This is a genomic window from Allobacillus saliphilus, from assembly GCF_018138385.1.
Classification (GTDB): Bacteria; Bacillota; Bacilli; order Bacillales; family Alkalibacillaceae; genus Allobacillus; species Allobacillus saliphilus.
Genome location: NZ_JAGSIE010000052.1, coordinates 1 through 11,107, shown reverse-complemented (window position 1 = coordinate 11,107; position 11,107 = coordinate 1). Strand labels below are relative to the sequence as shown.

Sequence of the window (11,107 nt, the reverse complement as noted above, 5' to 3'; positions counted from 1 at the left end):
TCTGTTTTTAAAAATGCAATTCAAAACATTGGAGAAGTCTTTGTATTTTTAAAAAGAGCAATTATGAAATTGATTCTCTTAATTACTTTTTACCATTTTTTCTCGTTTAATGAGCTTGGTTTCTGGGTATGCTACTCTATAAAGGCTCGAAAAGACTTGTTTTTTTGTCAATTTTGTTTTACAATTGATGACATTTGGCTGTTTGAATTAGTTGACGAGCTAGCTAAATAACTATGGTGTTATTACATAGTAGAAAGACGCGTGAGGATTAAATTGTTACCGGTTTATAAACAAATGGAAACCTGGGTGATGATTCATAGTTACCTAGGAGCTTTCTTTTTGGGTTAGTGATTTAAACCTTTTATAGGTTTAAAAATAAATAAATATTAATTTTAGTCAATTAATCTTTGTGGAGGGGGTTCATTATGGTGGACAAGGATAAAAACAAAGGCCATACAGAAGAGCCAGAGAATGCTTCTAGGAGGGATTTTCTTAAGAAATCAGGTTATGCGGCTGGTGGTGTAGCCGGTGGTTTAGTACTAGGTGGTCTGTTTGGTCAGTTTGATACGGCTGAGGAAGGAGCGAATAGCGATCAAGTAGAGCAACTGCAAAATGCTCGTACTTTCTTTAAGCGTCGTGAGGATTTTGAAACATTAGCCTATGCTAGTGAGCGAATTTATCCAGAAGATGAAAATGGTCCAGGAGCGATTAAGCTAGGTGTACCTTATTTTATAGATAAACAGTTGGCTGGATATTACGGTTACAATGCCAAAACATATATGAAGGGACCTTTCCAACCTCAAAAATCAGGTGAATATGGCCTTCAGACGAAACTTAATCGTGGAGAAGTATTCCTACATGGGTTAAGAAAAATGCAAGAGGTAAGTCAAAAGGATTTCGGAAGTAAATTTGCTGAACTTGAAGGCGAACAACAAGATGAGATCCTTCGTAAGTTTGAAGCGAATGAAATCAAATTGAAGGGTGTACAATCAAGTATATTCTTTGAACTCTTGCGTCAGACAACGATTGAAGGTGTGTATTCCGATCCGGTTTATGGCGGAAATAAGGATATGCAAGGTTGGAAAATGATTGAATATCCTGGTCCTCGGATGGGCTGGGCGAGTGAAATCGATGCGGAAGAGTTCTTATCTAAAGAACCGATGAGCTTGAAGGAATACCAAGGAGGTAATTTATAGATGGCAACAAAACTTGATAAAGTCGATGTCGTAGTTGTTGGAGTTGGCTGGGCTGGTGGAATCATCAGTGCTGAAATGGCCAAAGCAGGTAAGAATGTCGTTGCTTTAGAACGAGGCGAACATAGGGAAAGAAGCGATTATATCGGTCAAAAAGACGAACTGAAATATGATAGTCGTTATGAAATTATGCAACCATTATCAAGTGATACAGTTACCTCTAGAAACGAAATCGGCGAGACGGCGCTTCCGATCAGAACAAGAGAACAAATGCAGCTCGGATTTGACGTCGGAGGTGCGAGTGTTCACTGGGCTGGAGCTACGTATCGTTATTGGCCTTATGATTTTGAAATGAGAAGTAAAACAATTGAAAGATACGGAGAAGACAAGATTCCTGAAGATATGAATTTGCAGGATTGGGGCATTACTTATGAAGAGATGGAACCTTACTATGATAAATGGGAGAAAATGGCCGGTATTTCTGGTGAGCAAGATCCGTTGGCACCGAAGCGGAAAAATGAGTGGCCGAATCCTCCATTAAAAGAGACACCACCATTAAAGCTTTTTAAAGATGCAACGAGTAATTTAGGCTTACACCCTTTTCAGGTTGCTGCAGGAAATATGTCTCAAAATTATACGAATCCAGATGGACAAACATTGAATGCGTGTATGTATTGTTCCTTCTGTACGAGACATGGGTGTGATTTCTCTGCAAAGTCTGACCCAATCGCTACCGTTGTTCCGACTGCTTTAGAGCATGATAATTTCGAACTCCGTACGCGTGCTTACGTTAGACGGGTTTTATATGACAGTGGAAACAAACAAGCGACAGGTGTCATGTATGTAGACGAAGAAACAGGTGAGGAATTCGAACAACCAGCAGATGTTGTCGTATTGTCTGCTTTCGCATTTACAAATAACCGTCTATTGATGTTATCTGGTATCGGTGAACAATATGACCCTGAGACGAGACAAGGAATCATCGGTCGTAATTTCAATGGTCAGTATAACTCCTCCTTCCATGGCGCAAGAGGATTCTTCAAGAACAAGCGGTTTAATTTATATATGGGTGCAGGTGCACTTGGTGCAGCTGTCAATGATTATGCGGCGGATAACTTCGACCATTCCGATTTGGATTTCATCGGTGGAGGTGCGATTGAGTTAAGACAGTATGGAGATGCCGCAATCAAAAGTAATTACATTGTTCCAAGCGATACACCGCGTTGGGGCAAAGGGTTCAAAGAAAATTCATTGTTCTACGCTTATCGTGGATTGCATATCTGGTATACTGCAACAGCAATGTCTTATTGGCATAATTACCTGGACTTGGATCCGAATTATACGGATGAATATGGTGACCCGTTATTACGTGCAACATACAAATTCGGTGAAAATGAACGAAATATTGGTAAGTTCGGCGTAGAAAAATGCCGTGAAATCATGGAAGAAATGGGCGCCGATATTGTTGAAGAAGATGCATTACCAGAAGAGTTCGACCATGTGTATGCAGGTGGACACTATACAGGTGGTGTTGTTATGGGAGATGACCCAGAGACTTCCGCTGTGAACAACTACCTGCAAATGTGGGATGTAGATAACCTATTCGTCGTTGGAGGATCCGCTTTTCCACAGTTTGGTAGCCACCACCCAACGCCAACGATAGGTGCTTTAGCTTACCGGGCTGCTGAAGGGATCGAAAAGTATATGAATGAAGGCGGCCAGTTAGCAAAAGCTAAGGCCAAGAGTCAAAAAGCATAAATACGACCGGTAGTGAAAATACAGAGGACAATCCTTTGGAGGTGAATACTGTTGTTAAGTTCGATAGGGATTCCGGGTCTAATACTGATCATTATATTAGCGCTCATTATATTTGGCCCTAAAAAGCTACCTGAGATTGGAAAAGCAACCGGTCAAGCTTTGAAGGAATTTAAGCAATCTACAACTGAACTGATGTCAGATGATTCGAAGAGTAACGATCAGAAAAATGAACATCAGCAGCAAGTTAATGAGAAATAATAAAGCTTTAAGAGAAAAAGCGTCGCACAATGCGGCGCTTTTTGTTTGTGAAAATAAAGTGATGAACTTTTGTGGATGATTTGAAGAATACTTGAAGTGTCTCGCTCAATCAGGCGTGGTTTGCCTGATTGAGGTCATTACTCAATTGATCAAAGAATTTTTATTGGAATATGAACCCTAATTGGGAAAATATGCGTCCGCCGTTACCTGATATGAGCCCCAAATTCACATAAATGGTCCCTAGTTGGAAAAATATGTGCCAAACGGACGTATTTATGTGCCGAACTCAGAAATATATGCGCCAATCAACCGTGAAAAGACACGAAAGCTCGCTCGTTAATTTTCTTCTTGAATTTTCTTATACACCTGGCCTTTTTCGACATAACTTTTTCTTACTCGATTCATTTCCTTCAAATCATCTTCATTAATATCGCGGACGACTTTCGCAGGTCGGCCGAATGCCATCGTATTTGGCGGTATTACTTTTCCAGGTGTCACTAAACTGCCTGCACCGATAAAAGCACCTTCGCCAATTTCTGCACCATCCAAAACGGTCGAGCCCATTCCAATCAACGCATTTTTTCGAATAACTGCTGAATGAAGCATCACTTGGTGTCCGACCGTTACGCCGTCTTCGATGATCAATGGATTATTCGGGCTTTGATGGAGTAATGATTGGTCTTGAATATTCACATCATTTCCGATTACAGTCGGTGCGACATCTCCGCGAATCACGGTTTTATACCAAATGCTTGCGTTTTTTCCAATTTTCACGTCTCCTGAAATAACGGCATCTTCAGCGATAAAAGCTGAGTCGTCAATTTCAGGGTAAAAATCTTTATATGGGAGTATCATATTATTCCTTCCTTTCTTTTCTATGCTATGATTATTATAACAAAAGAACGTATGTATGCAGTTTGAGGAGGTCGAATATTAATGAGAATTCAAGAAGCCAAAAATGCGAAGGCCGTCGTCGTAATTGTTCACGGGGCGTTCGAGCATTCTGGGCGGTATGATTGGGTGGTGGAGCAATTGGTCACACACGGTTACCATGTTGTTTATGGTGACTTACCTGGTCAAGGTGAAAATATTCCATCGAAAAGAGGTCATATCCGTTCATTCCAACAATATATTGAAACGGTGAAGACATGGGTTGATCAAGCGAAAACATATGAACTACCGGTGTTTTTACTCGGACATAGTATGGGCGGTTTAATTTCCATTCGTTTCGTACAAACGATGAATACATCTCTTGATGGAGTCATTTTATCCTCTCCTGCAGTAGGGATTACTTCTGGGCCGAATAAGGCTCTGCGTGCAATTGCCAGTTTAATGAATCCGTTCTATCCAAGCTTACGTGTAAAAACAGGGATTCAATCGTCTGCTGCAACGAGAAATGAAGAATTTGTCGCCCAAGATAAGGATGATCCACTGTTCTTAAGAAAGGTGTCTATCCGGTGGTTCTTAGAATTTCAGAAGGCAGCTGAACAAGCGAATAAAAATGTCAATCACTATAAAAACATTCCAACGTTGATGCTTCAAAGCGGAAAGGATCAGCTAGTTGATAAAGATGTCAGCATCGATTGGTTTAATAAAATCAATGTTAATGAAAAATCCATCCATGTATATGATGAGTTATACCATGAATTATTGAATGAACCTGAACGGGAAGAGGTCATGCGAGAAATCGTTCAATTTATTGAAGGAAAACGACAGCGGACACACTAAACATCATAAGAAACATTGCGCCATTGAATGGAGGAATCAACATGCCGAAAGTGCCGTCATCAATTTTTGATATTATTCGTTCTTCTTATTTTGATGTTTTTCCAGAGGTCAATCGTCGATTGGACGAGTGGAAAGAGAAAGCGCGAGCAATTTCGAATAATGAACTACGAACACAAGCATTAAATAGTATCGAATCAAAAACGTTTCATTGTGAAGGTGGTTCGATCTATGCAACCCTTGCTCATGAAAATTGGAAGCTTGCGATCCGTTTTATCGTTGCCTATCAAACAATCAGTGATTATTTGGATAATCTATGTGACCGAAGTACCTCGCTCGATCCAGAAGATTTTAGCCAACTTCATCGATCTATGCATGAGGCGTTACTACCAGAGCCTTCAAGTGAAAGGATTAACTTCTACGCAATGCGTGAAGAACAGGATGATGGTGGTTATTTACAAGCATTGGTCGAAACATGCCAAGAAGTGACTCGTCAGATTCCGAACTATGAAGAGCTTTATCCATCATTAAAGCGACTTGCTTCTTTATATATAGACCTCCAAGTACATAAGCATGTGAAAAAAGAAGAGCGAGTGTCTCGTTTAGTAAAATGGTATGAAGAAGAATATGAAGCGGGAGACTTGTCGTGGTATGAATTTTCCGCCGCAAGTGGGTCGACTCTCGGGATATTTTGCATTATTTCTTACGGATTGAACGGAAGAAATGTCGCAAAAGAAGTCTCATCATGTTATTTCCCTTATGTTCAAGGTCTGCACATTATGCTCGATTATTTCATTGATCAAGAAGAGGACCGAGAAGAAGGCGATTTGAATTTTTGTTTTTATTATGAAGCGGATGAACATTTGTTTTCCCGTATGAATATGTTTATCAACAAAGCAAAAGTAGAGACGAAGGGATTGCCCGACCAAAAATTCCACCGGTTAATTGTCGATGGACTCATAGGACTTTATTTATCGGACCGCAAAGCAAACGAATTGCCGTATGAACGAGGGACAGTTCAGTCATTAGTCAAGGCAACGGGCTGGCGTGCGAGCTTAGTCTATTGGAACGGGAAAATGTACAGGAAGTGGAAACGGCGCTAGTCGTCACTTTTTTTGAATGACGACCGCGAAAGGTGCCCGTTCACTTCGGTTAACCATTTCGTATTTGGCGACGTCTGCTATTTTCGATGGGAGATGACGGAGATAATCCATTACTGCCTCTTTTTCTTGCCTACCTTCCGGATGTCCAGGGTAAATGACGATGCCAATATGGCCACCTGATTTTATCCGATCGAGCAGTCGTTCAATGGCTTGGATCGTCGTTGTTTCGGTCGTCGTTATTTGCTGGTTGCTTCCAGGAAGGTAGCCAAGGTTGAAGATTGCCCCATCAATTTCGTCAATCGCATGTTCATCGAGAATGTCGGTTGCCAATTCATGGCCTTTTAAAAAGGGATAAATGTTATGACGGTTATTTTCTGAGAATCGTTGTTTGGCTTGGTCAATCGCTTCCTGTTGAATATCGAAAGCGAAAACCTTTCCATTGTCTCCGACGAGGTTGCTGAGCACTAAACTGTCGTGTCCATTTCCAAGCGTTGCGTCAACGACAATATCCCCTTCCTGGATGGTATCTGTGAATAGTTGATGGATAAATGGAATGATGGATAACATAATGATTTTCTCCAATCTAACGTCTTCGTTTTTTAAGTTTCTTCTATTATAACGCGCAAATAGATTTTAGACGAGGAGGAAGATATATGCGATTCGTATTGGAATTATTCCGGATAACAGTGATCGTGTTTTTGCTTGGTGGTCTTGGTTGGTTTTTATTGAATAGAATATACACATCCATTGATCAGACGATTGAGCTTAAATGGCTTGGAGCAATAGCGATTTTATTGTTCGTATTTGTTTTATACCGGAATAAGTTGCAATTTACTGGATGGTACCAAGGAAGTAAAAATGTGAAGCTTCCCCGGGCTGTTACTTATGTGCTGCTCTTTAGTGCGGTTGTGTTAATGATTATTCCTTTATTTCTTGGGTGAGAGTTAAAGGAAAACAGAGGAGGATAAGATCATGGAAATTCGTGAAATTGAAATAAAAGACAATCAAGCAATGGAGTCAATTATCAAGCGTTCCTTGGAATCGTTTAAGTTAGATATACCCGGCACGGCTTACTTTGATCCACAATTGGGAGAGCTTGCGCAATTTTACGCCCAAGAGAAAGATGCCAGCTATTGGGTCGCGGTGAATGAAGCGGAAGAAGTTGTCGGTGGGGTTGGGATGGCATCGTTCGACCGTGAACAGCAAGTCTGCGAGCTCCAAAAGTTATATGTAAAACCAGAATATCAAGGTCAAGGGATAGCTGTGAAATTGATGAGTGTTGCGCTTGCGTTTGCTGAAAAGCATTATGACTATTGTTATTTGGAAACGTCTAAAAAACTAGAAGCCGCAAATCGATTATATAGTTGGTTTGGCTTTGATCAACTCGATCAGCCTTTTGGTCAGTCATCCCACTTTACGATGGATGCTTGGTATATGAAGGATTTGCGTCAAGGTATAGATAAGTCTTGACAAAAGGATGTAGCTTACATAAAATCAACAGTAATAAGATACGAAACGATGATAAAGGACTAGTAAAGGCAGACAGCAAGCTTACAGAGAGGCAGCGGTCGGTGAAAGTTGCTCTTGCATTGCTTTGAACTCCCCTTTTAGTTGCATAGGTGAAAATTCAACAGTAGTCTGTGCCGTCTCCTGCGTTAAAGGATCAAGTGAGTACGATCGATTCGTACTAATTTGGGTGGTACCACGGGTGTTAACTCTCGTCCTAATTTTTTTGGACGGGAGTTTTTATATTTTATAAAAGAAAAGCAGTTGTGAAGGAGGAAGGATTGTGTCTTACAATCATCGAGATATTGAGAAAAAGTGGCAACAGTTCTGGGAAGAGAACAAAACATTTAAAACAGATACGAACTCAGATAAGCCAAAGTTTTATGCGTTAGATATGTTTCCATATCCATCGGGGGCAGGACTTCATGTCGGTCACCCGGAAGGCTATACAGCAACCGATATTCTTTCCCGCATGAAGCGGATGCAAGGGTATGAAGTGTTGCATCCAATGGGATGGGATGCGTTTGGTTTGCCTGCAGAGCAATACGCAATTGATACAGGGAATGATCCAAAGGAGTTTACGGAGAAAAATATTCAAACGTTCAAGCGTCAAATTAAGTCCCTCGGTTTTTCCTATGATTGGGACCGGGAGATCAACACAACAGACCCTAGCTATTATAAATGGACGCAGTGGATCTTTAAGAAATTATATGAAAAAGGCTTAGCTTATATGGATGAAGTGCCAGTGAACTGGTGTCCAGAACTAGGCACAGTACTTGCCAACGAAGAGGTTATTGACGGGAAAAGTGAACGCGGTGGCCACCCAGTCATTCGTAAACCGATGCGTCAATGGATTTTACGGATTACGGAATATGCCGACCGTCTATTAGAAGACCTAGATGATTTGGATTGGCCTGAAAGCTTGAAAGACATGCAACGAAACTGGATTGGAAAATCAGAAGGTGCTGAATTGACGTTTGAAATTGAAGGCACTGATGAAAGTTTTGATGCTTTTACAACACGTCCAGATACTCTTTTCGGTGCAACATATGCGGTGTTTTCTCCAGAACATCCACTTGTTGAAAAAATTACAACGGATGAACAAAGAGATGCCGTTAAGCAATATCAAGATCAAGTCCAGGCGAAAAGTGAACTTGAACGAACGGACTTAGCGAAAGATAAAACAGGTGTGTTCACTGGAGCTTATGCAATCAACCCGGCTAGTGGAGAAAAGATGCCGATTTGGATTGCGGACTATGTGCTCATGTCTTATGGAACGGGGGCCATTATGGCTGTTCCTGCACATGATGAACGGGACTACGAATTTGCAACGAAATTTGAACTGCCGATTGTCGAAGTCGTTGAAGGTGGCAACACAGAGGAAGAAGCATATGTTGGCGATGGCCCACATGTGAACTCTGATTTCTTGAACGGCTTGGATAAAAACGAAGCTATCGAGAAAATGATCGACTGGTTGGAAGAAAAGAAAATCGGTACACGTAAAACAACATACCGACTACGTGATTGGCTGTTCAGTCGTCAACGTTACTGGGGTGAACCAATTCCAATTGTACACTGGGAAGACGGAACGATGTCTGCACTTGATGATGAAGATCTTCCATTAATCCTTCCGGAAACAGACGAAGTAAAGCCATCAGGTACAGGGGAATCGCCATTAGCCAATATTACAGAATGGTTAGAAGTCACAGACAAAGAAACTGGTAAAAAAGGACGTCTAGAAACGAACACAATGCCTCAATGGGCAGGAAGCTGTTGGTATTATCTGCGCTACATCGATCCTGATAATGAAGATGCATTAGCAGATTTTGAAACATTGAAGAAGTGGCTTCCAGTTGATATTTATATCGGTGGAGCTGAACACGCGGTACTACATTTGCTTTATGCTCGTTTTTGGCATAAGTTCTTATATGATATCGGCGTTGTTCCAACAAAAGAACCTTTCCAAAAGCTATTTAACCAAGGCATGATTTTAGGTGAAGGTAACGAAAAAATGAGTAAATCAAAAGGGAATGTCGTTAACCCAGACGATATTATTGATACTCACGGTGCAGATACACTTCGTCTTTATGAAATGTTTATGGGACCACTGGATGCATCCGTTGCTTGGAGCACGAATGGTTTGGACGGTTCAAGAAGATTCCTTGATCGTGTTTGGCGACTCTTTGTCGATGAAAACGGTAAGTTGAAAGAAACTGTGAAAGACGAAGAGAATGAAAACTTCGATAAGGTTTATCACGAAACGGTGAAAAAAGTTACCGAGGATTATGAAAACCTTCACTTTAATACAGCAATCTCACAATTGATGGTCTTTGTAAATGAAGGCTATAAAGCGGAGTTCATTCCGAAGCAATACGTTGAAGGCTTTGTCAAAATGCTTTCGCCAATCGCACCGCATCTCGGTGAAGAACTATGGTCACTGCTCGGACATGAGGATTCGATTACGTATGCGACATGGCCGGAGTATGATGAAAGTAAATTGACGGAAGATACAGTAGAAATTGTCCTTCAAGTTATGGGGAAAGTTCGGTCGAAAGTTTCCGTTCCAGTAGATGCAACGAAAGAAGAACTCGAGGAAATCGCATTAGCAGATGAAAAAATCAACGAATGGATTGAAGGGAAAACTGTACGTAAAGTCATCGCTGTACCAGGGAAGCTCGTAAATATAGTAGCGAACTAACTTCAATTACTACCAGTCAGGTCTGCTAGAGATCTGGCTGGTTTTATATTGTTTTAACCTGTTTTGTATAAAAGGTCGAACAGTGGGTGATTATTTAATATGAAGAGATTTCTCTTCTATAGATGCTGTGAATAACGAAGTAAAAATTGGAAGTGGTATTTAATTGACATGAGCTCGGGTTCGGATATAGAATAGGAATACATTTCGTCATAAGGAGGAACTTTATAAGGAGGAACTTTCGATGGAAGATAAGAAAATTGACTTAATAAACAAAGAACAATTGAAGCAAGAGATGAACCGACCAGATTTAGAAATCATTGATGTTCGTGAAGATGATGAAGTGGCGGAAGGAATTATTCCTGGAGCGAAACATATTAAACTAGGAGATATCCCAACCCGCATTAGTGAATTGTCTAAAGACAAAGAATATGTAATGGTTTGCCGATCTGGCGGAAGAAGTAATAGAGCAGGAGTACAATTAGAAGAACAAGGTTACAATGTGAAAAACCTGCAAGGCGGAATGCTTGATTGGGACGGAGACGTATCCAAATAAAAAACTTCTAAAAAGCCGTTGACATGAATCGACTAAATCCGTATAATAGATTCTGTTGTCAAAAAAACAAGAGATACCAACTTTTTTGTTGACAATTCAAATGAAGCTGTGCTATATTAAGTAGTACGCAACAAAAGTATTTCGAACCTTGAAAACTAAACAAAATAGCCTGAAGTCAATTCGGTTTCTTTCTTATTTGATTGGGAAAGAAACAAACGAGATTTTTTATGAAGCCTATCAAACACTTATTGGAGAGTTTGATCCTGGCTCAGGATGAACGCTGGCGGCGTGCCTAATACATGCAAGTCGAGCG

The 11,107-nt window shown here is 40.7% G+C and carries 12 protein-coding genes, 1 rRNA gene and 1 other annotated feature; of the genes, 11 read left to right on the top strand and 2 right to left on the bottom strand.

Features of this window, described 5'->3' with window-relative positions; genetic code table 11:
* From KC820_RS12905 to tatA, 4 genes are all read left to right on the top strand, one after another.
* Window positions 1-231: hypothetical protein (locus KC820_RS12905; protein ID WP_212371635.1), on the top strand; the 231-nt coding region annotated here is incomplete at its 5' end.
* 194 nt (window positions 232-425) lie between these two features.
* Complete coding sequence (locus KC820_RS12900; protein WP_212371633.1) at window positions 426-1,196, top strand: gluconate 2-dehydrogenase subunit 3 family protein; 771 nt, start codon at window positions 426-428, stop codon at window positions 1,194-1,196.
* Window positions 1,197-2,951 (top strand): GMC family oxidoreductase, encoded by a 1,755-nt coding sequence (locus tag KC820_RS12895; protein ID WP_212371631.1) that lies wholly within the window; start codon window positions 1,197-1,199, stop codon window positions 2,949-2,951.
* A 51-nt stretch (window positions 2,952-3,002) separates the two neighbouring features.
* Window positions 3,003-3,209, top strand: coding sequence for a twin-arginine translocase TatA/TatE family subunit (tatA, locus tag KC820_RS12890; protein ID WP_212371629.1), 207 nt, complete (start codon window positions 3,003-3,005; stop codon window positions 3,207-3,209).
* Between the two features lie 336 nt (window positions 3,210-3,545).
* On the opposite strand, the gene KC820_RS12885 is transcribed toward tatA, so the two are convergent.
* Entirely contained in the window at window positions 3,546-4,064 is a 519-nt protein-coding gene (locus KC820_RS12885) for a gamma carbonic anhydrase (RefSeq protein ID WP_212371627.1), read from the bottom strand.
* An 81-nt stretch (window positions 4,065-4,145) separates the two neighbouring features.
* Here KC820_RS12885 and KC820_RS12880 point away from each other — a divergent pair, with 81 nt between their 5' ends.
* On the top strand, window positions 4,146-4,937 hold the full coding sequence (locus KC820_RS12880) for an alpha/beta hydrolase (RefSeq protein WP_212371625.1): 792 nt from the start codon (window positions 4,146-4,148) through the stop codon (window positions 4,935-4,937).
* 41 nt (window positions 4,938-4,978) lie between these two features.
* Entirely contained in the window at window positions 4,979-6,037 is a 1,059-nt protein-coding gene (locus KC820_RS12875; RefSeq protein ID WP_212371623.1) for a tetraprenyl-beta-curcumene synthase family protein, read from the top strand.
* A 3-nt stretch (window positions 6,038-6,040) separates the two neighbouring features.
* On the opposite strand, the gene mnmM is transcribed toward KC820_RS12875, so the two are convergent.
* Window positions 6,041-6,604 carry a tRNA 5-(aminomethyl)-2-thiouridylate-methyltransferase MnmM gene (gene mnmM / locus KC820_RS12870; RefSeq protein ID WP_236782676.1) on the bottom strand — a complete coding sequence of 188 codons (564 nt, stop codon included), beginning with the start codon at window positions 6,602-6,604 and terminating at the stop codon, window positions 6,041-6,043.
* Window positions 6,605-6,690: 86 nt separating this feature from the next.
* On the opposite strand from mnmM, the gene KC820_RS12865 reads away from it, so the two are divergent.
* From KC820_RS12865 to KC820_RS12845, 5 genes are all read left to right on the top strand, one after another.
* Window positions 6,691-6,978 (top strand): hypothetical protein, encoded by a 288-nt coding sequence (locus tag KC820_RS12865; RefSeq protein WP_212371622.1) that lies wholly within the window; start codon window positions 6,691-6,693, stop codon window positions 6,976-6,978.
* Window positions 6,979-7,009: 31 nt separating this feature from the next.
* Window positions 7,010-7,507: a GNAT family N-acetyltransferase gene (locus KC820_RS12860; protein ID WP_212371620.1), complete on the top strand. Its 498-nt coding sequence runs from the start codon at window positions 7,010-7,012 to the stop codon at window positions 7,505-7,507.
* A 39-nt stretch (window positions 7,508-7,546) separates the two neighbouring features.
* Window positions 7,547-7,766, top strand: a binding site (T-box leader).
* A gap of 60 nt (window positions 7,767-7,826) precedes the next feature.
* A complete protein-coding gene (leuS, locus tag KC820_RS12855) occupies window positions 7,827-10,241 on the top strand; it encodes a leucine--tRNA ligase (protein ID WP_212371618.1) in 2,415 nt (804 codons plus the stop codon).
* Window positions 10,242-10,482: 241 nt separating this feature from the next.
* Window positions 10,483-10,794 carry a rhodanese-like domain-containing protein gene (locus KC820_RS12850; RefSeq protein WP_144089482.1) on the top strand — a complete coding sequence of 104 codons (312 nt, stop codon included), beginning with the start codon at window positions 10,483-10,485 and terminating at the stop codon, window positions 10,792-10,794.
* 245 nt (window positions 10,795-11,039) lie between these two features.
* Window positions 11,040-11,107, top strand: a 16S ribosomal RNA gene (locus tag KC820_RS12845); the annotation flags it as partial.

Excerpts from the sequence above, each read along its gene's own strand:
- KC820_RS12900 (WP_212371633.1), top strand. The coding sequence starts at position 426 with ATGGTGGACAAGGATAAAAACAAAGGCCATACAGAAGAGCCAGAGAAT.
- KC820_RS12895 (WP_212371631.1), top strand. The coding sequence starts at position 1,197 with ATGGCAACAAAACTTGATAAAGTCGATGTCGTAGTTGTTGGAGTTGGC.
- KC820_RS12885 (WP_212371627.1), bottom strand. The coding sequence starts at position 4,064 with ATGATACTCCCATATAAAGATTTTTACCCTGAAATTGACGACTCAGCT.
- KC820_RS12880 (WP_212371625.1), top strand. The coding sequence starts at position 4,146 with ATGAGAATTCAAGAAGCCAAAAATGCGAAGGCCGTCGTCGTAATTGTT.
- KC820_RS12875 (WP_212371623.1), top strand. The coding sequence starts at position 4,979 with ATGCCGAAAGTGCCGTCATCAATTTTTGATATTATTCGTTCTTCTTAT.
- mnmM (WP_236782676.1), bottom strand. The coding sequence starts at position 6,604 with ATGTTATCCATCATTCCATTTATCCATCAACTATTCACAGATACCATC.
- KC820_RS12865 (WP_212371622.1), top strand. The coding sequence starts at position 6,691 with ATGCGATTCGTATTGGAATTATTCCGGATAACAGTGATCGTGTTTTTG.
- KC820_RS12860 (WP_212371620.1), top strand. The coding sequence starts at position 7,010 with ATGGAAATTCGTGAAATTGAAATAAAAGACAATCAAGCAATGGAGTCA.
- KC820_RS12850 (WP_144089482.1), top strand. The coding sequence starts at position 10,483 with ATGGAAGATAAGAAAATTGACTTAATAAACAAAGAACAATTGAAGCAA.